Source organism: Methylophilus sp. 14, assembly GCF_015354345.1.
Taxonomy (GTDB): Bacteria; Pseudomonadota; Gammaproteobacteria; order Burkholderiales; family Methylophilaceae; genus Methylophilus.
In genome coordinates, this window is the sequence record NZ_JADKYS010000001.1 from 384,112 (window position 1) to 407,615 (window position 23,504).

Consider the following 23,504-nt stretch of genomic DNA (forward strand, 5'->3'; position numbering starts at 1 on the left):
GCCGCACGCTGCGGCATGACTTTAACAATGAAAGGGTTTGCATGCGTTTTGATAAACTCACTACCAAATTCCAACAGGCACTGGCCGATGCACAGAGCATGGCCGTGGGTGCCGACCACCCCACCATAGAAGCCCCCCATTTGTTGCTGGCGATGTTAAACCAGGACGATAGCGGTGTGGCTGCGCTGTTGTCGCGCGCAGGCGCACAAGTCAGCGCGTTGAAAACCAGTTTGCAGCAAGCCATAGATGCGCTGCCAAAAGTCAGTGAAAACAGTGGCGATGTCGCCGTCTCGCGTGACCTCAATAATTTGTTGAATGTCACCGACAAGCTCGCGCAGAAGAGTGGCGATAGTTATATTTCCAGCGAGATGTTTTTGCTGGCGCTGGCTGATGATAAAGGTAATACCGGTAAGCTGCTCAAGCAGCATGGCGTCAACAAGACGGCGTTGGAGCAAGCCATCAAGGCCGTACGTGGCAATGACTCAGTCAACAGCCAGGACGCCGAGGGCCAGCGTGAAGCCTTGAAAAAATACACGCTGGATCTGACTGAGCGTGCACGTGCCGGCAAGCTCGACCCAGTGATTGGCCGTGACGATGAAATCCGCCGCGCGATCCAGGTATTGCAGCGCCGCACCAAAAACAACCCGGTGCTGATTGGTGAGCCTGGTGTGGGTAAAACCGCGATTGTCGAGGGCCTGGCACAACGGATTGTGAATGGCGAAGTGCCGGATTCGCTCAAAAACAAAAAAGTGTTGAGCCTGGATATGGCTGCGTTGCTGGCCGGGGCTAAATACCGTGGCGAATTTGAAGAACGTTTAAAAGCGGTGCTCAAAGAGCTGGCACAAGACGAAGGTCAGACCATTGTATTTATTGATGAGATTCACACCATGGTCGGTGCGGGCAAATCTGAAGGTGCCATGGATGCGGGCAATATGCTCAAGCCAGCGTTGGCGCGTGGCGAACTGCACTGTGTAGGCGCGACCACGCTGGATGAATACCGCAAATACATTGAAAAAGATGCTGCACTGGAGCGCCGTTTCCAGAAGGTCTTAGTCGATGAACCTAGCGTAGAGGCGACGATTGCCATTTTGCGCGGCTTGCAGGAAAAATACGAATTGCACCATGGGGTGGAAATTACTGACCCCGCTATTGTGGCGGCGGCTGAATTATCTAACCGCTATATCACGGACCGCTTTTTGCCGGACAAGGCTATCGACTTGATCGATGAGGCCGCGTCACGCATCAAGATGGAAATCGACTCCAAGCCTGAAGTCATGGATAAGCTGGACCGCCGCCTGATTCAACTCAAAATCGAGCGCGAAGCGGTGCGCCGTGAGAAAGACGAAGCCAGCCAGAAACGCTTTGGCCTGATTGAAGACGAAATCAGCAAACTGGAAAAAGAGTACGCGGACCTGGAAGAAGTGTGGAAGTCGGAAAAGGCCGCGGTGCAAGGCTCTGCGGGTGTCAAAGAGGCGATCGAAAAGATCAAGCTGGACATGGAAACCGCGACGCGCAAAGGTGACTGGCAGAAAGTGTCTGAGTTGCAATATGGCAAACTGCCACAGCTGGAAGCACAGTTAAAGCATGCTTCAACCGCCGAAGCCAACGGCGCAGTAAAACATAAAATGCTGCGCACCGAAGTCGGCGCAGATGAGATCGCTGAGGTAGTGAGCCGCGCGACGGGCATCCCGGTCAGCAAGATGATGACAGGTGAGCGCGAGAAGCTGCTGAGTATGGAAAGCCGCTTGCACGAGCGTGTGGTCGGCCAGGATGAAGCGGTGCGACTGGTGTCAGATGCGATTCGCCGTTCTCGTAGCGGCCTGAGTGACCCTAATCGTCCGTATGGCAGCTTCTTGTTTTTGGGGCCGACCGGCGTCGGTAAAACCGAGTTGTGCAAAGCGCTGGCTAACTTTTTGTTCGATAGCCCGGAGCACCTGGTACGCATAGATATGAGCGAGTTTATGGAGAAGCATTCTGTCTCCCGCCTGATTGGTGCGCCACCTGGCTATGTGGGGTATGAAGAAGGCGGCACCTTGACCGAGGCTGTGCGCCGCAAACCGTATTCCGTGGTGTTGCTGGACGAGGTGGAGAAAGCGCACCCGGATGTGTTTAACGTGTTGCTGCAAGTGCTGGATGATGGCCGCCTGACTGATGGTCAGGGCCGCACGGTAGACTTTAAGAATACGGTGATTATCATGACCTCTAACCTGGGTAGCCAGATGATACAAAGCATGGCCGACCAGGATTACCAGGTGGTGAAACTGGCAGTGATGGGCGAGGTGAAAACCCACTTCCGTCCGGAGTTTATTAACCGTATTGATGAGGTCGTCGTGTTCCATTCACTGGGTGAGGCACATGTGAAGTCGATTGCTAATATCCAGTTGCAATTGCTGGCCAAACGCCTGGCTGCGATGGATATGCAGTTGGAGATCAGCGATGCGGCACTGGCCGAGATCGCCAATGCCGGGTTTGACCCGGTATATGGTGCACGGCCACTCAAACGGGCGATCCAGAGTGAGATTGAGAACCCGTTGGCACGTGAAATCCTGGCTGGGCAGTTTGCGGCCAAAGACACTATTCGTGTCGATTTTCAGGCCGGGAAAATGCAGTTCCGCAAGGCATAATCGATTCAGTGGCAGACTGAACCAGGTCGCAGATAAAAGGGTCATAGCGATATGACCCTTTACTTTTTATCGGGTGTAGAATGGGAACACTATGCGTTACTCACACTCTTTGCGTTTAATTTCTATCACGTTTTTGTTAAGTGGGTTGGCGGGTTGCGCCTCGCAGCCACCACAGCCTTTGCAAATTGACCGCATTTCGCCTGAGCAGCTCGCTGCGCTGGTGCCGCCCGCACAATCCACCCTGACCCTGGAGCAGGTGGTGGCCTTGAGCAAACAGGGCAAGAGTGATGCCGAGATTATTGAAGCCATTAAACAGTCACAATCACGATACTCGCTCACGCCTTCAGGCGTATTGAGCTGGCACGAACAAGGGATTTCCAAAGGCGTGCTTGATTATATGCAGCAAGCCAACGCATTGGCCGAGCAGAATGCCATTGCTGATGAAATTAACAAACGTGAAAAAGCCCGCGTGGAGTCAGAAGCTAAGTTGAAACGCGAGCGCGATATGGCCAGATTGCGTAGTATGGATCCCTGGTTTTATGGCGGGCCTGGTTTTTACGGCGGCCCCTGGGGTTACCGGCCTTATTGGGGTGGCGGCTGGCGTTATTGGTAAAAGTCATTTGGCATCCCTTGTATAATCAGGGTTTTGCTTCTGGACTTCGCCATGCGACAACAGCACGAAACCCTTTCCATCAATGCCCAGGGACGGCGGTTATACGACATCACGCCGCAAGTCCTGCAATGGGTGCAGCAATCCGGTATTCAAAGTGGTTTGCTCACCCTATATATCCAGCACACTTCCGCCAGTTTACTTATCAATGAAAACTATGACCGCGATGTGCTGGTGGACCTAGAAGCGTTTTTTAATCGCCTGGTGCCAGATGGCGATGATTTATTTATCCATACCGTAGAAGGCCCCGATGATATGCCCGCGCATGTGCGCACCGCGCTCACGCAAACCAGCCTGTCGATTCCCGTGCTGCAGGGCAGGGTGGCGTTGGGGCAGTGGCAGGGTATTTTTCTATTTGAGCATAGGCATTTGCCCGCCCGTCGCCGGGTGTTGATGCATGTGATGGGCGAGTAGTGATTTTTTTTGATTGAGAAGTGTTGTGTGATGAAGTCTAGTTTTGTTGTTGTTTTATCTGTGGTCTGTGCCATTGGTTTGGTGGCATGTGAAGGGGAACCCCCGGCTGAGGCGCCTGCTGCCTCAGATCAAACCGTTGCAGCACCAGCCACCACCACGGCCGGTGGCTATGAGCCTGCTGCTGACGAACGCGTGCCCGGCATTACCATGTCACAGGAGGAGTTGGACAAGATTTATGCCGAGGCCAGACGCAATATGCCACTCCCTGTCATTCCTGAAGATGCGCGCTAAAGACACGGTTAGGGCGTAGGCCAATCCTCCGCGTTGTGGGGGATGGCCTGCCTGAGGCGGTTAGCAAAAGATGCAATATCGCCACTCAGGATAGCCGTTGTCTGATCGGCAAATTGTGCAGTGCCAGCATCCATGACCAGTTGTTGCCCGTGATAAATCGTTAATGTGTGCATGCCAGCGCCTGTCACTGGCGCTTGGCGTGCGACATTAGACTGCCTGGGCAAGGCCGAGAGGTGGTCAGTCTGTCGCCATTCGGCGAGTTGTATCAATATGTCTGCTGGTGCGGGCTGTTCGCGGTCGATTAATACTTCGTCCACGCAGGTGACGATCAATCTGATTTTTTCTGCATCAATGGTGACTTCAATATTGCGCTGATAAGGCGGCGGGATGGCGGGGCCTTGATAGCGGTAAACCAGGCGCGTCATGGGAGTGATCATTGGGTGAGGCCCTTCGCTGCCGAGCATGAGTGGAAGCAGTAGCAGCCAGTATTTTGGCACGGTTTTGTACCACATTTTAAGTGACTCAATGTGAGGTGCAACCCCTTTGCCAGCCGCCATGCTACACAATGACTGGCAAAGGGAGTGTCTACTTACACGGTCACGCCTGAGGCGGCAAAGTATTTCTGGAAGGTGGCCGCTTTCATCGCAAACACGCCATTGCTGTTTAATGGAATGCTGGCCGCGAATGAAATTTGCCTGGCTGTCCAGTTGCCGCTAATGGTATCGAGCACTGCATGGTGTGTCCCCCACGGATTGCGCAACACAATGTATTTTTCACTGTTGATGTATTCCCAGCCCAGGATGGAGTAAGCATGGTTAGCCACCACTTTGGCTGCACCATAGTTGGTGCCCGCGGGCTGGACATCATACGTCCACGCTACCATGGGGTTAATGGTGCGTTTGCTCATGCAATGGCTGCGCACAAAGGTCCATAAATCATCCCCCGTTTTGCCACTGTGGCCAACATAGGTTTTTGCCCCGCTGATGATCTCAGCGCAGGCATTGACCGGATCGCCGCCAGCAATTGCAGGGTAGTTAGGATAGTCGGTCGTGTTGCCAGTGCGCCATTTAGCATAGGCTTTTTCCATCACTGCTGGCCAGGTTTCACCTGCATCCAGTGACCTGGCATAGACCCAGTTATGCGCCGGTTTTGTGACGGGGACCAGTTCTGTCACCTCAACCGCTTGCGCGGCACCACTGCCAGACTTATAGAAATTGACTTTATGAATGGGCTGCTCTTCATTGCCCCAGGCCGAGGGGCGGATCATGTTGATAATGGCATAAGGCCTGGCCCAGGCTACCGATGCCAGGGCGGCAATAAAGTAACAGTCACCCAGGGCGCCCTGTATCGGATCATTCAGTTCTGCCACATCTTCAAAGTAGTCGCCCATATCTACCCAGTCTTTATCCGCCGGTGTCCACGGTGTGCCGACACCGCTTACATGCACCGTGGCGCGCATCAGGGTGTCCGAGATGACTGTGTTTTTCTGGATAGTGGCTAATCTGAGCCGTTGTGCGGCGATAGACCTGGTGACTGGCACTGCTTGCGCTTGAAAAAAGTGGGTGACCCTGGCGGCAGCCTGCGCTTCCGACAGCACTTTCAGGCTACCATCGGCGGCGAGTTCTGCGTCTGGCCTGAGGATAGGGTTGCGCAGGTCAAAGATTTGCTCTGCGCTCACGCCCAAAATCTCGGCCAGCATGGTTTGCGGTTCTGCGACTTGTTCCCAGTTGATTTTCTTTTGCGCAATGACTTCTGCGACGGCATAAGGGTTAATCACTCCAATATTCACTTCCATGGCTATTCTCCTAAACGATTGTTTTAATGAATAAAAACGAGTTAAGTTGATTGCTAGGGTAATGAGGGCTATACGAAATGACGCTGACAGCCTCCCGGCTACTTCCCGGAAGTTTGATGGTATCTCAATGTGTTAATAAATGATAATTAAATTTAAATTAATTTATAAATATTGGGGTGGCTGTTTGTTAAGTAGGCAAAAAGAAACCACCTCCAAGCTGAGGTGGTGAGTGTGATTGAATGATTAGGCTAGACGGCGCAGGGCTAGCGCACGGTGCTCCATTGCAGCGGGTCAAAAGGAATACTGTTGCGACGTAACTCGTAATACACCCCATTCTCGGCATTGCCGCCGCTATTGCCGACGGCGGCGATGGTATCGCCGGATTTGACGCTTTGGCCAGAAGACTTGTAAAGCGCCTCGTTGTTACCGTATAGGCTCATGTAACCATTGCCATGGTCGACCACAATCAGGTTGCCAAAACCGCGCATCCAGTCGGCAAACACCACTTGTCCGCCTGCCACCGATTTGACTTCACTGCCTTCTTTGGCGCGGATAAAAATGCCTTTCCAGCTGACGCCGGTATCGGCGCGTGCGGTGCCAAAGCGGTTAATCACATCACCACGTACCGGCAGGCGCAGGCGCCCGCGCAACTGGGAAAAGTTTTCTTTATTGGCGTTGTATTCTGGCAGTGTTTCGTTTTTGGCGATGACCGTATTGCTTTGCGTGTTGCTCTCACTGTCTTCCACATTCGTTTGCGGTGACCGCTCAAACGTGCGTCCGCCGGACTTTTTCTTACGTGCCAGTTCGGCCGCTTTTTTCGCCGCCGCTTCTTTTTCGCGCTTGGCTCTGGCCAGCGCTTCCTGTTCACGTTTTTTGGCTTCCGCCAGCAGGCGCTGGAACAACTGTGACAAGGCTTCTTCGTCTTTTTTCAGACGTACCATCTGTTGTTCTTGCGTTTCAATCTGCTTGGAAAGCTCGTTCAAGGCCTCAGTGCGGCGCGACTTTTCACCTTCCAGTTTTTGCGTGGTTTCGCTGTATTGGCTGGCCAGACGCTCGGTTTCATGCAGTTGCTCGGTGGTGGCTGAGCGCACGCGGTCTATCGCTTCCTGGTTATCTTGTAATGACTGAATCTGCTGTTGATGCGCGGCCGTGAGGTAACCCAGGTATTTCAGGTTGCGCGTGGTATTGGCCGGGTCTTGCTGTTGCAACAGCATTTGCAGCGGGCTGTTGTTGCCATGGCGATATTGCTGGTTGAGCTGCTGACTCAGGGCATTGCGTTGCTGGTTCACCTGGCGCTGCAACAGGGATAACTGCTTTTGCAGGTCCTGCAATTTGCCACGGTTTTCCTGTTGCGCATCCTGAATTTCGCGCAGTTTTTTACGCGAACTGCTGATGGCCGTTTCCGAGGCTTTTAGCGCCTCATGCGCATCTTGCTTGGCGACACGTGAGGCTTTCAGGGCGTTGGCCAGTTGCTGGATTTTTTCCTTGACCTGCTCCAGATCGCCTTTAGTCGTCTCGGCTTTATCATTAGCTGCGGCGTAGCCAGGCAGGGCAAAACTGCCCAGGCACAGCGCGAACCATGCAACCAGGCAATAGACCCATGGCCGTGTTGGCCGAGAGCTAATATGCGCGTCGAACTCAGGCATGCACCAGCCGAGCCTGTTTAGGCCGCTGCATGGAGCGTGATCAGGTTTTTGCCCGTCATTTCGGCGGGTTGCGGTACGCCCATGAGCGATAGCAAGGTCGGGGCGATGTCAGAGAGTGCACCGCCTGATGTAATGGTGCCTGCACGGCCGATGTAAATGAATGGCACCAAGTTGGTGGTGTGCTGGGTATGCGCCTGGTCGCTGGCGTGGTCAAACATGCTTTCGGCGTTGCCATGATCGGCAGTGATAATCACTTCTGCCCCCATTTTTTGCGCCGCAGCCACCACGCGCCCCACGCAGGTGTCTAGCGTTTCTACCGCTTTGATGGCTGCTTGCAGGTTGCCGGTATGGCCGACCATATCGCCGTTAGCATAGTTGCAGATCACTGCCTGGTATTGCTGCGACTCAATCGCCGCCACCAGCTTGTCGGTGACTTCTGGCGCACTCATTTCTGGTTGTAAGTCGTAAGTGGTCACTTTGGGTGACGGCACCAGAATACGGTCTTCGCCTGCAAACACGGTTTCTTCGCCGCCGTTAAAGAAGAAGGTGACGTGTGGATATTTTTCAGTTTCGGCGATGCGTAGCTGTTTCAGCCCCAGATTGGACACATATTCGCCAAAGGTGTTGGGCACGGTAAACGGCGCAAATACCGGTTCGGCCAAGGCCTGGTTTTTGTCGTATTGCGTCAGCGTAAAGTAATGGCTGAAGCTAGGCACGCGGCTGCGTTCAAACCCGCTGAATTGCGGATTGAGCAGGGCATCAGTTAACTGGCGCGCGCGGTCACTCCTGAAGTTCATAAACACCAGGCAGTCACCATCTTCCATGCGTACTGGTGCCGCATCGGCGTCACGAATCGCCGTGCATTTGACGAATTCATCACTTTCATCACGCGCGTAAGCTTGTTGCAAAGCGGTCAGGCTGTCAGGCGCAATGTAGTCAGAGGTGCCGTTGACCAGCAGTTCATAAGCAACCGAGACACGCTCCCAACGCTTATCCCTGTCCATGCCGTAAAAGCGGCCGCCCACAGAAGCAACTTTGCCTACGCCCAGTGTTTTCAGGTGGTCTTCCAGTGCTTGCAGGTAAGGCTGCGCACTTTTTGGCGGCGTGTCACGGCCATCAAGGAAGGCATGCACATAGACTTTGCTCATGCCTTGTTGTTTGGCCATCTCCAGGATGGCATGAATATGTGGCTGGTAGCTGTGTACGCCGCCGTCAGACAGCAAACCGAGGATGTGCAGCGCTTTGTTGCTGGCCTTGAGTGCCTGCATGGCATTTACCAGGGCAGGCAGTTTAAAGAACTCACCGCTGCTGATGCTGTTATTAATACGTTCAAAGTCTTGAAAGACAATACGTCCCGCCCCAATATTCAAGTGGCCTACTTCAGAGTTGCCCATCTGCCCATCTGGCAAACCAACGTAATGCTCAGAGGCATTGATCAATCCGTGTGGATGCGTGGCTTTCAAGCGGTCCAGATTCGGGGTGTTGGCTTGCAGCACGGCGTTGAATTCAGTGGTCTCGCTGTGACCAAAACCATCGAGGATGAGCAAAATGACAGGTTTGATAGACATGGCTAACAATCTTTAAAGTGGTGACGGAACGTCGGATTGATGAATTCGTCTATTATAATCGCAACCGCAGGCGACGCCTACCCAGCAAGGGCGCCGCTTCGTGTAAACATGACGAGAACAGGTGAGTGTACAAGTGGAGTTTTTTAGACAGAATGTATTATTAATCGGCCTGGCCATTGGCTCTGGTCTGGCCTTGTTGCTGCCTATGCTGAGCCGCTCGGCGGCAGGGATCTCTGTGCTTTCAGTCACTGAAGCGGTGATGCTGATGAGCAGAAAATCTGCGCTGGTGCTGGATGTGCGTGAGCCTGACGAATTTGCCCAGGGCCATTTGCAAGGCGCGCGTAATGTACCGTTATCGCAATTATCTGCACGCCTTAAGGAACTGGAAAAGTTTCGTGATAAACCGGTGCTGGTTGTCTGTGAACGTGGCAGACGCGCCAATACGGCGGCCAAATTGCTCAAGGCGCAAAATTTTACCGCCTTGAATGTACTCAAAGGCGGCATGCAGGCCTGGATAGACGCCAAGATGCCGAGTAGTAAATAGAGTAGGGTTGTTTTTAAAAGGAATTGTATGGCTAAAGTCGTGATGTATACCTCCGCAGTATGCCCTTATTGCATCAATGCGGAGCGTTTGCTGAAGAACAAGGGCGTGACCGAGATTGAAAAAATCCGCGTTGATTTGCAGCCAGAGTTGCGTGCTGAAATGATGGAAAAAACCGGCCGTCGTACCGTGCCGCAGATTTTTATCGGCGAGCAGCATGTGGGTGGCTTTGATGACTTGCACGCACTGGATGTACAAGGCGGCCTGGACCCATTGCTGGCGGCTTAAATTACATTGTTTTTTGTCACAAAAAACACATAGTCAGGCCGGGGATGTCCGGTTAGAATAGCGGCTTTGTGTATTGATAATTATTAAGGATAATTCATGGCTCAGGACTCACAGAACCAAACAGAACAAAACGCAGCACCGATTTTCAGCATTGAAAAATTGTACGTACACGATGCTTCAATTGAAGTGCCAAATGCGCCTGCCATTTTCACTGAGCGTGCAACCCCACAAATCAACGTAGAGCTGGGCAACAGCGCACAACAAATCGAAGACGGCATTTTCAATGTGTCTATCAAAGTGACCGTGACTGCCAAAATCGAAGACAAAACCGCCTTTTTGGTGGAAGTGACACAGTCTGGCATTTTTGCTATCCGCAACGTGCCACAAGAAAACATGGAGCCTATCCTGGCTGTGGCTTGCCCGAACATCTTGTTCCCATATGCGCGTGAAGCGATTTCTGACATGGTGACACGCGCAGGCTTTATGCCAGTGTTGTTGAACCCAATCAACTTCGAAGCGTTGTACCTGCAACAACAGCAACAAGCTGCGCAAGCTGCTGGCGCACCTAACTAATTGATTCAATTAAAAGTACATCACTGATGCGTTCGGTGATGCTTCTGGATAAAGTCAAATGAGTAAGGTCGCAGTTTTAGGAGCCGGTGCCTGGGGTACCGCGCTCGCCATGCATATCGCCCTGCAGCACGATGTCGTGCTGTGGGCGCGTAATAGCGGGCACGTTTCCGGCATGCGTAAAGCGCGTGCCAACCCGCTCTATCTGGGCGATTTCCCTTTTCCTGAAAAACTCACGGTAGACGATGACCTGGCTGCTGCCGTGCAGGGCGCAGATTTAATTCTGTCGGTCGTGCCTACGGCTGGTTTTCGGCCTATTTTGCAGCAACTCAAAGCCTTGGGTATCACGCAGCCTTTGATCTGGGCCAATAAAGGCCTGGAACCGCAAACGGCAAAATTACCTTTTGAAGTGGCGCAAGAAGAGTTAGGTGCTGATTACCCATGGGGCGTATTAAGCGGCCCCAGCTTTGCCGCTGAGTTGGTGCGTGGTTTGCCTACGGCCATTACACTGGCGGCGAATCACCGTGAACTGGCGCAACAGGCGGCGCAACTGATTCATGGCGGCTGCTTGCGTGTCTACGATAGCGTCGATGTCGTGGGGGCTTCTGTGGGCGGGGCCGTGAAAAACGTGATGGCGATTGCCGCGGGTATCTCGGATGGCATGGGTTTTGGTAACAACGCCCGTGCCGCCATGATTACGCGTGGTCTGGCCGAGATTACGCGCTTTGGTATGGCCTTGGGCGCCAAGCCAGAAACATTTATGGGCCTGGCTGGCGCAGGCGACCTGATTTTGACCTGTACCGGTCAATATTCACGTAACCGCGAAGTCGGCTTGCAACTGGCTTCCGGCAAATCGCTCGAAAGCATTCTTGCTGGCTTGGGCCATGTGGCCGAAGGTGTGAACACCGCGCGCGAAGTGATGCGCCGCGCTGAAACCATAGGCGTGGAAATGCCGATTACGTTTGAAGTCAATCAATTGCTGACTAACCAGAAAACAGCGCAAGAGGCGGTGAGCGCCTTGCTGGGTCGCGGTCAGCGTCAAGAATCTGTTTAATTTCTGTCTTGTTTACCACTTAAGGCAGCAGTTTTTTGCTGCCTTAACGGTTAATTACATCGGCGCTGGAACTCGGCGCAAGCAATTGAGTCAGCCTTAAGGTGTTATTCATCAGGTTGAACAAAACGTGCAGTATCGAAGCAAGTGGATATTTAAAGCGGGCGCCATTGTAGGCATGTTGGTGGCACTCGCCTCAGCCCTTTACGTCATGAAAGCCGAAGCGTTGGCATGGCATCTGTGGCACCAGTTACATCGCCCAGACCATCATGGGCTGGACCTTTCCCACTACCAGGTGGCGATTGAGGCCAAGCCGCTCTCTCATTATAAAAACACCTCTGGCCTGACTTTTAATCAAGAGACAGGCACATTGTTTACCGTGCTCAATGATATGGGCCTGATTGTCGAGTTGAGCCGTGATGGCACGCCGCTGCGTGAAATTCAGGTACATGGCAGTGACGACCTGGAAGGGATCACACACGTTGAACAGGATTATTATGTGGTGGCTGATGAGCGGGATAGCCAGTTGTGGCTGCTGCAAATTAAAGCAGACACCCGTGAAGTGTCATTGAGCGATGCCAGATTGCTGAAGTTTGGCATGAATGAACGCGGCAATAAAAACTTTGAAGGGGTGTCCTGGGATAGCGTCAATCACCGGTTGATCGTGGTCAAAGAGCGTGATCCCAAATATGTATTGTCTGTGAGCGGGTTGTATCATGCAGACAATCACATACAAAACAGGATAGAAGTTGAGCGATTGAAACAGTTTGATGGCGCACTCAAATGGGCGCTGCGGGACTTGTCTTCGGTCACTTATCATGAGCAATCTGGGCATCTGTTTCTACTCAGTGACGAATCAAAATTGTTGAAACAGTTTAATGAGTCCGGGCAGACCATGGGGTCGCTCGCTTTATGGAAAGGCTTTCACGGCTTACATCAAAGCGTGCCACAGGCTGAAGGCGTTTCGATTGACGAGCAGGGCAATATTTACATCGTCAGTGAGCCGAATTTGTTCTATGTATTCAAGCCGCAGCCCCAGCAGCTTTAAGCCCAAGTGAGGTCAATAAAAAAACCGCCGCAGCGGTTTTTTATTGACTGGATCCAGTACGTGTTACTCAATGCCCAGTAACTCAACTTGGAACACCAAGGTAGCATCCGGACCAATCACCGGGCCGCTGCCATTCGCGCCATAGGCCAAATGTGCTGGAATCGTCAGCTCAAACTTGCTGCCGACATTCATCAGTTGCAAGCCTTCTACCCAGCCTGCAATCACACCGGTGACCGGGAACACAATCGGCTCGCCACGCTCATAAGAGCTGTCAAATACCGTACCGTCAGTCAGCGTGCCGTGGTAGTGTACTTTCACGCGATCGCTAGTGGTTGGCTTGGCGCCGTTACCTGCTTCCAGTTGTTTGTATTGCAGGCCGCTGGCGGTGGTCGTCACGCCTTCTTTCTTGGCATTGTCTGCCAGATAGGCTTCTCCTTCCGCTTTGTTTTTAGCCAGCGCAGCGGTACGTCTTTCCTGGCTCTCTTGTTGCACTTGTTCAACCGCGCTTCTTTTTTCATCATCCGTTAAGCGAGATGGCTGGTCGGACATGACATCTTTCACCGCGAGTGCGACTACTTCTGCGTCCAGTGCCAGGCCATCATTTTTCAGTTGATGTGCCAGGTTTTCGCCCACGATATAGCTTAGGCGCTGAGTGAGTGTGGTTAATTGATCTGTCATGGTGGTGATGTGCTTTCGAGATTTAAGTGACGCCCGGTTGGACGTAAGTTTGAATTCGTCATTATGACTGAGAGTATTGGATAAAACAAAACCCGCGCGAAGCGGGTTTTGTTTAAATGCTGCTTAGGGCATTTTGCGTTAAGCAGGAAAGTGAGACAAGGCGACGCAAGTCGAAGACAATACAATCAGTATGGCAAGACTTGCACAACGCAGTATCACTGAACTGCTTAAATGCAAAATTACATCATACCGCCCATACCGCCCATACCACCCATATCCGGTGCCGCAGGCGCATCTTCTTTAGGCAGTTCAGCAACCATGCAATCAGTAGTCAGCATCAAGCCAGCCACTGAAGCCGCATTTTGCAATGCAGAACGGGTCACTTTAGTTGGATCCAGCACGCCCATTTCAACCATGTCGCCATAGGTTTCGTTAGCCGCGTTGTAACCGTAGTTGCCTTTGCCAGCAGCCACGTTGTTCACCACCACGGATGGCTCAACACCAGCGTTTTGCGTGATCTGGCGCAGTGGCTCTTCAACGGCACGCAGAACAATCTTGATACCAGCTTCTTGATCCAGGTTGTCACCTTTCACTTTGGCAATCGCTTCACGGGCACGGATCAGTGCAACACCGCCGCCAGCGACAATACCTTCTTCAACCGCAGCGCGGGTGGCGTGCAATGCATCTTCCACGCGGGCTTTTTTCTCTTTCATTTCGATTTCAGTCGTTGCGCCAACCTTGATCACAGCAACACCGCCAGCCAGTTTGGCCACGCGCTCTTGCAGTTTTTCACGGTCGTAGTCGCTGGTTGCTTCTTCGATTTGTGTTTTGATCTGACCGATACGCGCTTTAATGGTTTCTTCGTTACCAGCGCCGTCGATGATGATGGTGTTTTCTTTACCTACTTCGATGCGTTTTGCCTGGCCCAGGTCGTGCAGTTGTACGGCTTCCAGTTTTAAGCCAACTTCTTCAGAGATCACTGTACCGCCAGTCAAGATCGCGATGTCTTCCAACATGGCTTTACGACGGTCACCGAAACCAGGCGCTTTCACAGCAGTGGTTTTCAGAATGCCGCGGATGTTGTTCACTACCAGGGTTGCCAATGCTTCGCCGTCTACATCTTCAGCGATGATCAACAATGGACGGCCAGCTTTCGCTACTTGCTCCAAGGTTGGCAGCAGGTCACGAATGTTGGAGATTTTTTTGTCGTGCAGTAACACGAAAGGATTGTCCAGCAACGCGATTTGGCGCTCTGGGTTGTTGATGAAGTAAGGAGACAGGTAACCACGGTCAAACTGCATACCTTCAACGACATCTAACTCATTCGTCAGGCCAGAACCGTCTTCAACAGTAATCACGCCTTCTTTACCTACTTTGTCCATTGCATCAGCAATGATCTGACCAACAGAGGTGTCGGAGTTAGCAGAAATAGCACCAACCTGAGCGATTTCTTTGCTGGTAGTACATGGTTTGGATTGTGCTTTCAAGTCAGCGACAGCCGCTTCAACCGCTTTGTCGATACCGCGTTTCAGATCCATTGGGTTCATGCCAGCGGCAACAGATTTCATGCCTTCGCGGATGATCGCTTGTGCCAATACTGTTGCAGTGGTTGTACCGTCACCAGCGATATCGTTGGTTTTAGAAGCCACTTCTTTCACCATCTGTGCGCCCATGTTTTCGAATTTGTCTTTCAATTCGATTTCTTTGGCAACAGATACACCATCTTTAGTAATGGTAGGCGCGCCGAAAGAACGCTCCAATACCACGTTGCGGCCTTTAGGGCCCAAAGTCACGCGCACAGCGTTAGCCAATACGTTAACGCCGTTAACCATTTTTTGGCGAACGTCATCACCAAATCTTACGTCTTTAGCTGCCATTTAAATTCTCCTAAATTCTTCAATAGATTTTACTAGACACTGTTTTTAAACCATGACGTGCTGAAACGGGATGAGTGCAAGGCGCATAAAACGGATTGGGCGAAGGCAGTACATAAAGTACGACTAGCCAAAACGGCTTTATGCAACGCAGCAATCGCCCGTTGCAAGCCGTCAGATTACTCAACAATCGCCATGATGTCTTCTTCGCGCATGACCAACAGCTCTTCGCCGTTAACCTTTACAGTCTGGCCTGAGTATTTGCCAAACAACACTTTGTCACCGACTTTGACGTCCAAAGGAATTGCTTTGCCGTTGTCGTCTTTTTTACCATTGCCTACTGCCTGCACCACACCTTGGTCTGGTTTCTCGGTAGCGCTGTCTGGAATCACAATGCCAGAAGCGGTTGTGCGCTCTTCAGCCGCGCGTTTAACGATCACTCGATCGTGCAATGGACGAATACTCATGAATGTCTCCTTGGAGTTTTCTTAAAGTGTTATTAGGTTAAATGTGGGGTACAACAAATTCAATAAAAGCGGTACGCATTTTAGCACTCGCGCACCTTGATTGCTAATTGGGGATAGGCTTTTTTGATTTCAAGAGCAAACGCGCAAATTTTTTGTGGATATATGTTGCGTGTTGTCGTTTGTAATTCAACTCGAGATTTTTGTAATTCAAGTCGAGAGTGTCATTTCAATAAAATCATATAGTTAATAGGCAACGTAATCGAAAATTTACAACAAGAAGGTGTTTGGGGAGAGTTCGAGATTTGGCTTGTTAAATCATTTATCGTTTTGAAGCGCATGCTCAAAGGTTGAATTACTGAGAGAGCAGAATGCTTTTTCACCGATCACAAATTCACGTAATCGATCTAGAAGTGCTATTAGTGTTGTGGGTTTTGAGCAAATCTCGGGTCTAGTAAATACTTCGTTTACCACTGCTAGCTTAAGAGCCATCTGTAAATTGCCTACATGTGCCAGGATATGGCCTAGTTTGAGACATTGTTCTCTCCGTAAAATTATCTTTATACTGTATGCAATTGAGGTATCAAAACTTTCTCTACGCACATAAACCAAAAATAAAGGAATGCGAGTCCTAGGTTATGCACATTTCTAAAATGACGGTAGTTAACTATCGTAACTTCAAAAATACTACTTTAGCCTTTAACAAAGGCGTCAACACTATTATTGGTGAGAATGGTTCCGGTAAAACAAATATATTCAGAGCAATTCGTTTGTTGCTCGACAATAATATGCTTCGTTCTGCATACAGACTGGATGAAAGCGATTTTCATCGAGGGCTGGGCGCTTGGCAAGGACATTGGATAATAATCAGTTTAGAGTTTGATGATATTGGACCAGATGAATCTATTCAAGCGTTATTCCTACATAGTACAGGCGTAATGGGTGAAGAGGCTGCAGGTGCACCAGCGGTTGGGAAAGCAACTTACAATTTGATATTCAGGCCCAAAAAAGAGATCCGGACAAAGCTCTCACAACTTGAAGTAGGTAACTTTGCTGGCCTTGAGAGGATAAGGCAGAGTATAACAATTGATGACTATGAAACTATTCTGACAGGCAGAAGTAGCGCAGATTTTAATAATGAAGCTTTCTATAAAACCCTGGCAGGAGATTTTGATAGCTGTACTTTTAGTCGAGAGACTGAGCATCCAGAAATAGGAGCAAAAGTACCTCATTTTCTAACATTGACAGATGAGGTTTCATTTACCTATATCCAAGCATTACGAGATGTTGTAAGTGAGTTCCATAACAATAGAACAAACCCATTGTTAAGACTTCTCAAAATCAAGAGTGGGGAGATATCAGATGCAACAATGTTACCTATTGTTACTAGAGTGAAGGAGCTAAACAACTCCATTGAAGCATTGGAGGATGTGCAAACAGTTCGCTCAAATATTCGGGATACCATAAAGGATGCAGCTGGCGAAACCTATTCTCCCAGCTCTCTTTCCATCAAATCAGATTTACCTGATGAGGCTGACAAGCTGTTCCAGTCATTAAGACTCTTCGTTGGTGAATCAGATGAAAATTACGAGGGAGCAATTCATGAGCTGAGTCTGGGCGGAGCAAACTTGATATTCCTTACTTTGAAGCTACTTGAATTTAAGTACCAAAGAGATAAGAAGTCAATTGCTAACTTTTTATTAATTGAAGAGCCAGAAGCACATATTCATACCCACATTCAGAAAACGTTATTCGATCGTATTTCTTATTCAGACACCCAGATTATCTACTCAACTCATTCAAATCACATTTCAGAAGTAAGCAAGGTTCAGAGCGTCAATATTTTAGGAAAAAGAGGAAGTGAATGTGAAGCCTATCAGCCTACAACAGAACTAAAGCCAGAAGAAGTTACTACTATTCAGCGTTATTTAGATGCTGTCAGAAATAACCTCTTGTTCGCAAAAAGTGTCGTCTTAGTTGAGGGTGACGCTGAGGAAATTCTTATTCCAATACTATTTAAGAAAGTGTTAGGAGTAAGTTTAGACGAACTTGGAATCAGCCTAATTAATATACGAAGTACTGGTTTCAAAAATGTAGCTCTTCTTTTCCATGACACAAGAATTAAAAAGAGATGTAGCATCATTACTGATTTAGACTCAGCATTTATAGACACTACGCTTATTCCTGGAGAGCATGAAAATATAGCAAACTACAAAAAGAAATGCGAGAACTCAGCCGTTGTAGGCGCAAGAAGAAAAGTTGCACTTGATGAATTTATAACGGGAAATCAATGGCTCTCAGCTCAATATGCACAGCATACATTTGAAGTGGACTTTGTTGCTGCTGGCAATAGTGCCCTAATCGCTTCATTGATCCCCGAAGTTTATTCAGATGAATTAGTTAAAATATTAGCAAATGCCGAAATTACTTCCGGCGATAAAGCTAGATTCGGTCCGAGAGTAATCACAATGGCTAAATCACAGGGTAAAGGGTGGTTTGCAATCCTTTTAGGTGAGATTATTGATCATAAAGTTGTCATACCTGAATATATCCTCAAAGCCATATTTTTTGCGAGACCAACGTTAACTAGTGAGCTTTTTTACAATATATATAGTTATCGAATTAGATCTGCACTTGCAAGAGGAGATATACCTCAGGCGGTTTCAGATGCCGGCATGATAGCTCTTAATGATTTTAGAAAAGGAAGCGTTGATTTAGCAACACTTAAAACAGTGATGGGACCTACACTGCCTGGTGATTTGATTCATAACATTTTGGCACCTATAGTTTAATGTTTTCTTGGACTGAGCAAGACTTAAATCCGGAGCAAAGCGCTGCAATATTACAGCCTGATAGCGTTTTTCTGGTTGCCTGTCCTGGAAGTGGGAAAACAAAAACACTCACCTATAAGATTGCTTATGAGCTATCTTGCCTTGAGTCCGAAAGAAATTATGTAATAGCAATTACATATACCAATCGCGCAGCAGACGAAATACATGAACGTATTGAGAGTTTAGGGGTTGATGCTTCACAATTATGGATTGGCACTATTCATTCATTTTGTCTTGAATGGATTATTAAACCGTACGGCATCTATCTTCCAGAGTTGGAAAGAGGTTATCGGGTCATAGATCAACATGAAAGAGAAAGGCTACTAGAAAGGTTATGCCTACCTTATGCAGATCAGCGGATAACCTACTATGATTGTGATTACTATTATTCGGACGCAGGATATTCTCTTGGCTGTACAGATATAAGTAAACATCCGGCAATTAACATAATACTCGGGCAGTACTTTCAAACCCTGACTCAGAATAAGGAAATAGATTTTGAATTAATTCTTTGGTATGCATTAAAGCTAATAAATCAGCACCAACCAATAAGCTCTTTGTTATCTAAGATCTTCCCAATCATCTTAGTGGACGAGTATCAAGACACAAAGCAAATTCAATATCATATCCTTGGAAAAATACTTCGCTCTGGTCAGGGAAACACCAGGTTATTTATGGTTGGAGATCCAAATCAAGCAATTTATGGGTCACTTGGTGGGTATCCAATCCCTTTAGCAGCCCTTAGAGCCTTGACTAATATAACAATAGTGGAGCTTGCGTTATCACAGAACTATCGTTCATCCGATAGAGTTGTTCAATATTTTAGCAACTTCAATGTATATGAAACCACATGTGACTCTGCTGGCGATCACAGAGGCTATCCTAGTCTTATAACGTACAACAACACCATTCATCGTGAGGATTTAGTAGCTGAAATTGCAAGACTCATCCGGTTCAGCATAAATAACCTAGGCATAGCTCCAAATGAAATTTGCGTGCTTGCTCCACAATGGATACACCTTGCCTCAATGACTAGAAGTTTAGTGGTCAATATGCCGGAGTATAGTTTCGATGGACCTGGGATGGTGCCTTTTGCAAGAGACATTGAAAACTTCTGGTACAAGCTTTCTAAGCTAGCTTTGACTGAGCCTTCACCTTTGATGTATGTGAAAAGGCTGAGATGGGCTGGGGAAGTAATAAAAGACCTTCAGGATGCAGGTGTCTCCATTACTATGTCGCGCCGTTCTATGCTGCGAGAGTGCAATTCGATTAATGTAATTGAACCAGATGGTTTGGAATATTTGCGGCAGTTCTTTAATACGCTTTGTAATCGACTTGGTATACGTTTAGAGGATTTTGCTCAACTATCAGAAAGTCATCGCGCTTTTTTTGAAAGTTCTCAAGCCAGAATTACCCGCCTACGATCAGAAGGAGTGGAGGCGATTAGCGATATAAGTTTCTTTAGAAAAGTCTTTCAAAATCGAAACGGTATAACGGTATCGACAATCCATGGTGTCAAAGGTGCCGAATTCGATGTTGTGCTTGCATATGCGTTGCTTGAAGGCATGGTCCCTCATTTTAGCGATGCAAATGGAGATGAAAGCGCAAAAAAAATGCTTTATGTCGTGGGGTCTAGAGCTCGTAAAAATATACATTTATTTTCCGAGAGCGGAAGAGCTAGAGGGCGCAGTCGACAATATTCTCCCACCGAAGTGTTGCTAGCATGCGATTTTGAATATGACACAATTGTTGATTGATCAGAAAGCTCTCTCCTGACAATCGGTCCAAAATCAATTCGTACAAACATACTTTGATGAGTGGATTTGATTTTTTCCAGCAGCGAGTCATGTCAATCCGATCCACCAATTTCCAACCGAGTTATTCCATGACTATGAATAGTTGTTGTTATATGTGCGATCTTCCTGGAACAACAGTTGAGCATGTGCCTCCTCGCTCGATATTCCCTGAGTCCAAGGATGTTGGAGGCCAAGATTACAGAAAAAATTTAATCACAGTACTTTCATGTCCTGCGCACAATAATCAAAAATCACATGATGATGAGTTTCTGATGGTGAGCCTTGCTGGAATTATTGGCAATAATTCTATTGGCTATCAACATAAGTTCACTAAGGTTGATCGAGCAATTCGACGAAGTGCCAACACTCTTCTCAATAAGGCTGTTACAAAAAAGCAAAAGGTAACAAAGATTAGATTGGACAATAATAGGTTCATCGATGTCATATCTGGAACTCCAGACGTGACAAGATTACTTCAATGTTTTGATCGCATAGTAAGAGGCCTCCATCAACATCATTTCAGTCAGCAGTTAAAAGGGGAGGTTCAAGTCCTTCTTGGATACCTTTTTTACTCCGATCCAAGCTCAAAAAACTTCACTCAATTTGTAGCAGACAAAGTTGTTTTAGAGCTTGATGGAAAGCCACGGTTTGGAGAAAATCAAGAGGTCTTTTACTATCAGATCACGGATCCTGACCAATACAACCTATTTCTTTTTCGACTATGCTTTTATGGTGGGTTGAATATATATGCAGCCGTCCTTCCGGAAGGGGTCAAGCGTCCTTTTGACCTTGGATCTGAACTTATTAATTTAGGTGTTAAGACGATAATCACCCTGGGGGAGAAGTCTTACGAAATAAACTAAATATCAATCAGCCTATGAAGTTTTATCGGAATATTCACTTCTAAGGGATTATTGAGTAAATCATCTCAAGCTATATTCGCCTGACTGAAAACTAGTAAGGTCCTAGAAATCTTGAGCCGTTAAAGTGAACCATGTGAGTAGGGGCATCTGATACCCAAACCTCGGTTTCCCAAGAAATTTCAGGCAGATATTTAAGAAAGATTTTTTTATTCGGAAAAGCAGAGACAAAAATCAGTCCTGCCGTACACCCTTTGAATAAAGTCGATAGTTCGCTGTGGCGTTTTGAGTCAACTGGCCCATGACTTGTTACTGACTCAATTAAAATCAACCAATTTCGCTTTTCATCATACAAAACGACATCTGGCAATTTTCCGTGGTTATCTAAAACAACTCCAAGGTTTTTTAGCAAATCGATATCAAAGTAACCATGTTTATCGCCCGTATCCCCAACGTATACTAGTTTACTATCAGGAGCGAAGATGGGACCAAACACATCGACAATTTCTTTGATTAACTGAGAGTGCAGGCCTGGTGAGAGTTTTATTTCATGGCCGTCTTTCAGTATCAGTGGAATCATTACTGCATCCCTAGCTTTTGCATATTTTTCTGCCAAACTTTCTCGCACCGACAAGAATAGCCCCATATTCTCATCAAACTTATCTGTTCCATAAGTTCTTAGCACTTCGAGAAGATTGGGTTCAATTTGGTAGATGGCTTTAGGGCTGTTCACCGGTCTTTCTGGGTCATCGGGATTGTATAAACAAAGTCCAGCATCCATGAGCTGATGCATGGACTGTCTTCTAAATGTTTCTCTTGTGTTTGGAGCGTAATTCTTTTCGTAATTATCACGTGACCAATCCATAATAGGTGTAATGCCAACCAATGGGTCGGTAGCATCACTCCAATTTTTGGATGGTGGCAAATCAAGCAAACATAGTAAACAAAGTGCCGTTCTTTCATTCAATTGTGCTCTTGGCATACCAAGAAGTTTCAGTATTTGAATGGCCTCATCAATCTTTTGCTGGATTGTCATTATTTAAAACTTTCAACAATAGAGTCTATTTGTTGCTGGTTCATCTCCGGCGAATATTTCTCTCCCATTGCCTCGAGCAGATCTTTTGATGGGAAGAGCATATTCCGAAGATCTGTAGCATTAACTTGTGTATGCCCTGAGAATACCCTAAAGTAATTATCAACTTCCATCGAGTTTAAGAAGCAAGTAAGACCAGTTGCAATCGACTTCTGTAAACCATGCTTCTCAAAATGTAGTACGTTCCAACCGTTTTCAAAGGCAAGAAGGCTCGATTCAAAAGAGGTAGGTGTTACAAGATATGCGACAACCCTTCGCTTCTCCTCTTTCGAAGAAAAGCGCTTAATCAATACGTAGTATCCTGATGGCCAAAAAGATTTGGAAAGTTTTTCCGTCTTAAGAATGGCATTAGGATATTTCTTATGTTGTTTGGGATATTCAATTATTCCATTAACAAAATGATGCGGGTAAGGCATTGGAATAATAGGTAAGGTAGTGTCCTTGAGATCCTTTATCAGAGACGATTTCTCTCTGAAGTCTACAACTGGTCCTGTACTTACCTTGATACCCAAATCTAAGAGAGAATGTTTAAACAGTTTGCTGTTTTGAATGAACTTAGCCTCACTGGGAAAGCGAATGAAGCTTTCAGGATCATGTTCAATAATAATTTCTGAAGTTTTGAAGGTGTTTAGTTCAATATTCTCAAGGTCGTCGGAGTTTGAAGTTGATATTACAACCTCACTAATAGAACGCCCTTTAACCAAACTAATTATGATGTTTTCCTGAAGAACGTCATCATCCTGAAATGTCGAAACTCGTGAGTCGAATAAATGAAGCTTATTTATTGAGCAATGCTCAAGCATTAACTTTCTAAAAGGTCTGTAATAAGTGCCGTTGCAAAATGAGCGAGGAACAATTGCAACAATACGCCCACCATCTTTCATTAAAAGAATAGTTAGTGCAATAAAGGCTGTATATAAGTTAACAGTTTCAATTCCAACCGATCTCAAGAGTTTTCTATAACTGGAATTACTGTTAATTTTCTTGTAAGGTGGATTTAATATGGCGTGAGTGAAACGCGTACCAGTATTATTTTTAATGTTATTAACAGCATCTTCAATAAAGTCTGAGTAATGGGTCAGGAAAGGTAACCCAAGGGCTCTTGTATTGCTCTCAAGATAGGGCTTCATAATGGGATCAATTTCCCATTGTTCAATCGACTGGATATTTTTAATACAATGAACTGCGGCAGATGTTAATGTTCCAACGCCCGCACCACAGTCGAGCAAATTTGGCTCTTCAGTCACGCTCCCCTCGCTTAGCATTTTTGCCATGAACATTGCTACTTTGGCAGGGGTCATGAATTGACCAAACAAGGACTTATTGTTGGGATCAAGTTTTGTGTTGGCTTCAAGCCGAATACTATCAATCAAAGCCAGGTTCATCGTTTTCTGCTACCTTC

21 protein-coding genes are annotated in these 23,504 nt (G+C 47.8%); 12 read left to right on the forward strand and 9 right to left on the reverse strand.

Going from position 1 to position 23,504, the window contains the following annotated elements:
- The first annotated feature begins 41 nt into the window (after positions 1-41).
- From clpB to INP78_RS01990, 4 genes are all read left to right on the forward strand, one after another.
- Positions 42-2,624 (forward strand): ATP-dependent chaperone ClpB, encoded by a 2,583-nt coding sequence (gene clpB / locus INP78_RS01975; protein WP_194740528.1) that lies wholly within the window; start codon positions 42-44, stop codon positions 2,622-2,624.
- 91 nt (positions 2,625-2,715) lie between these two features.
- Positions 2,716-3,237, forward strand: a complete 522-nt coding sequence (locus INP78_RS01980; RefSeq protein WP_194740529.1) for a hypothetical protein — start codon at positions 2,716-2,718, stop codon at positions 3,235-3,237.
- Positions 3,238-3,288: 51 nt separating this feature from the next.
- Positions 3,289-3,708, forward strand: coding sequence for a secondary thiamine-phosphate synthase enzyme YjbQ (locus INP78_RS01985; RefSeq protein ID WP_194740530.1), 420 nt, complete (start codon positions 3,289-3,291; stop codon positions 3,706-3,708).
- 30 nt (positions 3,709-3,738) lie between these two features.
- A complete protein-coding gene (locus INP78_RS01990) occupies positions 3,739-3,999 on the forward strand; it encodes a hypothetical protein (RefSeq protein ID WP_194740531.1) in 261 nt (86 codons plus the stop codon).
- Positions 4,000-4,007: 8 nt separating this feature from the next.
- Here INP78_RS01990 and INP78_RS01995 read toward each other — a convergent pair whose 3' ends face one another.
- The 4 genes from INP78_RS01995 to gpmI all read right to left on the reverse strand — a co-directional run bounded on the left by INP78_RS01995 (position 4,008) and on the right by gpmI (position 9,008).
- Positions 4,008-4,511 carry a hypothetical protein gene (locus INP78_RS01995; protein WP_228522590.1) on the reverse strand — a complete coding sequence of 168 codons (504 nt, stop codon included), beginning with the start codon at positions 4,509-4,511 and terminating at the stop codon, positions 4,008-4,010.
- 77 nt (positions 4,512-4,588) lie between these two features.
- Positions 4,589-5,794, reverse strand: a complete 1,206-nt coding sequence (locus INP78_RS02000) for a C2 family cysteine protease (RefSeq protein WP_194740532.1) — start codon at positions 5,792-5,794, stop codon at positions 4,589-4,591.
- 263 nt (positions 5,795-6,057) lie between these two features.
- The gene (locus tag INP78_RS02005; RefSeq protein ID WP_228522591.1) at positions 6,058-7,440 is read right to left on the reverse strand and encodes a murein hydrolase activator EnvC; all 1,383 of its coding nucleotides are present in this window, start codon (positions 7,438-7,440) and stop codon (positions 6,058-6,060) included.
- Between the two features lie 17 nt (positions 7,441-7,457).
- The gene (gene gpmI / locus INP78_RS02010) at positions 7,458-9,008 is read right to left on the reverse strand and encodes a 2,3-bisphosphoglycerate-independent phosphoglycerate mutase (protein WP_194740533.1); all 1,551 of its coding nucleotides are present in this window, start codon (positions 9,006-9,008) and stop codon (positions 7,458-7,460) included.
- Between the two features lie 133 nt (positions 9,009-9,141).
- Here gpmI and INP78_RS02015 point away from each other — a divergent pair, with 133 nt between their 5' ends.
- The 5 genes from INP78_RS02015 to INP78_RS02035 all read left to right on the forward strand — a co-directional run bounded on the left by INP78_RS02015 (position 9,142) and on the right by INP78_RS02035 (position 12,506).
- A complete protein-coding gene (locus INP78_RS02015; protein ID WP_194740534.1) occupies positions 9,142-9,552 on the forward strand; it encodes a rhodanese-like domain-containing protein in 411 nt (136 codons plus the stop codon).
- A gap of 27 nt (positions 9,553-9,579) precedes the next feature.
- Positions 9,580-9,837, forward strand: a complete 258-nt coding sequence (gene grxC / locus INP78_RS02020) for a glutaredoxin 3 (RefSeq protein WP_019881487.1) — start codon at positions 9,580-9,582, stop codon at positions 9,835-9,837.
- Between the two features lie 96 nt (positions 9,838-9,933).
- Entirely contained in the window at positions 9,934-10,410 is a 477-nt protein-coding gene (secB, locus tag INP78_RS02025; RefSeq protein WP_194740535.1) for a protein-export chaperone SecB, read from the forward strand.
- Positions 10,411-10,468: 58 nt separating this feature from the next.
- Positions 10,469-11,461 carry an NAD(P)H-dependent glycerol-3-phosphate dehydrogenase gene (locus tag INP78_RS02030; RefSeq protein ID WP_194740536.1) on the forward strand — a complete coding sequence of 331 codons (993 nt, stop codon included), beginning with the start codon at positions 10,469-10,471 and terminating at the stop codon, positions 11,459-11,461.
- A gap of 127 nt (positions 11,462-11,588) precedes the next feature.
- Positions 11,589-12,506 (forward strand): SdiA-regulated domain-containing protein, encoded by a 918-nt coding sequence (locus INP78_RS02035; protein ID WP_368667957.1) that lies wholly within the window; start codon positions 11,589-11,591, stop codon positions 12,504-12,506.
- A gap of 63 nt (positions 12,507-12,569) precedes the next feature.
- Here the strand turns inward: INP78_RS02035 and INP78_RS02040 are convergent, their stop codons facing one another.
- The 3 genes from INP78_RS02040 to INP78_RS02050 form a co-directional block, all read right to left on the reverse strand.
- The gene (locus INP78_RS02040; protein WP_194740537.1) at positions 12,570-13,184 is read right to left on the reverse strand and encodes an FKBP-type peptidyl-prolyl cis-trans isomerase; all 615 of its coding nucleotides are present in this window, start codon (positions 13,182-13,184) and stop codon (positions 12,570-12,572) included.
- Between the two features lie 239 nt (positions 13,185-13,423).
- The gene (gene groL, locus INP78_RS02045) at positions 13,424-15,061 is read right to left on the reverse strand and encodes a chaperonin GroEL (RefSeq protein WP_194740538.1); all 1,638 of its coding nucleotides are present in this window, start codon (positions 15,059-15,061) and stop codon (positions 13,424-13,426) included.
- 176 nt (positions 15,062-15,237) lie between these two features.
- Entirely contained in the window at positions 15,238-15,525 is a 288-nt protein-coding gene (locus INP78_RS02050) for a co-chaperone GroES (protein ID WP_194740539.1), read from the reverse strand.
- A gap of 635 nt (positions 15,526-16,160) precedes the next feature.
- Here INP78_RS02050 and INP78_RS02055 point away from each other — a divergent pair.
- The 3 genes from INP78_RS02055 to INP78_RS02065 all read left to right on the forward strand — a co-directional run bounded on the left by INP78_RS02055 (position 16,161) and on the right by INP78_RS02065 (position 21,012).
- Complete coding sequence (locus tag INP78_RS02055) at positions 16,161-18,314, forward strand: AAA family ATPase (RefSeq protein ID WP_194740540.1); 2,154 nt, start codon at positions 16,161-16,163, stop codon at positions 18,312-18,314.
- Positions 18,314-20,110, forward strand: coding sequence for a UvrD-helicase domain-containing protein (locus tag INP78_RS02060; protein ID WP_194740541.1), 1,797 nt, complete (start codon positions 18,314-18,316; stop codon positions 20,108-20,110). The genes INP78_RS02055 and INP78_RS02060 overlap by 1 nt, the downstream gene beginning before the upstream one ends.
- A gap of 128 nt (positions 20,111-20,238) precedes the next feature.
- Positions 20,239-21,012, forward strand: coding sequence for a hypothetical protein (locus INP78_RS02065; RefSeq protein ID WP_194740542.1), 774 nt, complete (start codon positions 20,239-20,241; stop codon positions 21,010-21,012).
- 91 nt (positions 21,013-21,103) lie between these two features.
- Here INP78_RS02065 and INP78_RS02070 read toward each other — a convergent pair whose 3' ends face one another.
- Together INP78_RS02070 and INP78_RS02075 are read right to left on the reverse strand one after the other, a co-directional pair.
- Positions 21,104-22,045 carry a BsuBI/PstI family type II restriction endonuclease gene (locus tag INP78_RS02070; RefSeq protein ID WP_194740543.1) on the reverse strand — a complete coding sequence of 314 codons (942 nt, stop codon included), beginning with the start codon at positions 22,043-22,045 and terminating at the stop codon, positions 21,104-21,106.
- Entirely contained in the window at positions 22,045-23,487 is a 1,443-nt protein-coding gene (locus tag INP78_RS02075; protein WP_194740544.1) for an Eco57I restriction-modification methylase domain-containing protein, read from the reverse strand. The genes INP78_RS02070 and INP78_RS02075 overlap by 1 nt, the downstream gene beginning before the upstream one ends.
- Positions 23,488-23,504: the final 17 nt, after the last annotated feature.

Excerpts from the sequence above, each read along its gene's own strand:
- INP78_RS02060 (WP_194740541.1), top strand. The coding sequence starts at position 18,314 with ATGTTTTCTTGGACTGAGCAAGACTTAAATCCGGAGCAAAGCGCTGCA.
- INP78_RS02075 (WP_194740544.1), bottom strand. The coding sequence starts at position 23,487 with ATGAACCTGGCTTTGATTGATAGTATTCGGCTTGAAGCCAACACAAAA.
- INP78_RS02055 (WP_194740540.1), top strand. The coding sequence starts at position 16,161 with ATGCACATTTCTAAAATGACGGTAGTTAACTATCGTAACTTCAAAAAT.
- INP78_RS02000 (WP_194740532.1), bottom strand. The coding sequence starts at position 5,794 with ATGGAAGTGAATATTGGAGTGATTAACCCTTATGCCGTCGCAGAAGTC.
- groL (WP_194740538.1), bottom strand. The coding sequence starts at position 15,061 with ATGGCAGCTAAAGACGTAAGATTTGGTGATGACGTTCGCCAAAAAATG.
- INP78_RS01995 (WP_228522590.1), bottom strand. The coding sequence starts at position 4,511 with ATGTGGTACAAAACCGTGCCAAAATACTGGCTGCTACTGCTTCCACTC.
- secB (WP_194740535.1), top strand. The coding sequence starts at position 9,934 with ATGGCTCAGGACTCACAGAACCAAACAGAACAAAACGCAGCACCGATT.
- INP78_RS02070 (WP_194740543.1), bottom strand. The coding sequence starts at position 22,045 with ATGACAATCCAGCAAAAGATTGATGAGGCCATTCAAATACTGAAACTT.
- INP78_RS02065 (WP_194740542.1), top strand. The coding sequence starts at position 20,239 with ATGACTATGAATAGTTGTTGTTATATGTGCGATCTTCCTGGAACAACA.
- INP78_RS01985 (WP_194740530.1), top strand. The coding sequence starts at position 3,289 with ATGCGACAACAGCACGAAACCCTTTCCATCAATGCCCAGGGACGGCGG.
- grxC (WP_019881487.1), top strand. The coding sequence starts at position 9,580 with ATGGCTAAAGTCGTGATGTATACCTCCGCAGTATGCCCTTATTGCATC.
- INP78_RS02040 (WP_194740537.1), bottom strand. The coding sequence starts at position 13,184 with ATGACAGATCAATTAACCACACTCACTCAGCGCCTAAGCTATATCGTG.
- INP78_RS02030 (WP_194740536.1), top strand. The coding sequence starts at position 10,469 with ATGAGTAAGGTCGCAGTTTTAGGAGCCGGTGCCTGGGGTACCGCGCTC.
- clpB (WP_194740528.1), top strand. The coding sequence starts at position 42 with ATGCGTTTTGATAAACTCACTACCAAATTCCAACAGGCACTGGCCGAT.
- INP78_RS02050 (WP_194740539.1), bottom strand. The coding sequence starts at position 15,525 with ATGAGTATTCGTCCATTGCACGATCGAGTGATCGTTAAACGCGCGGCT.
- INP78_RS02005 (WP_228522591.1), bottom strand. The coding sequence starts at position 7,440 with ATGCCTGAGTTCGACGCGCATATTAGCTCTCGGCCAACACGGCCATGG.
- gpmI (WP_194740533.1), bottom strand. The coding sequence starts at position 9,008 with ATGTCTATCAAACCTGTCATTTTGCTCATCCTCGATGGTTTTGGTCAC.
- INP78_RS01990 (WP_194740531.1), top strand. The coding sequence starts at position 3,739 with ATGAAGTCTAGTTTTGTTGTTGTTTTATCTGTGGTCTGTGCCATTGGT.
- INP78_RS01980 (WP_194740529.1), top strand. The coding sequence starts at position 2,716 with ATGCGTTACTCACACTCTTTGCGTTTAATTTCTATCACGTTTTTGTTA.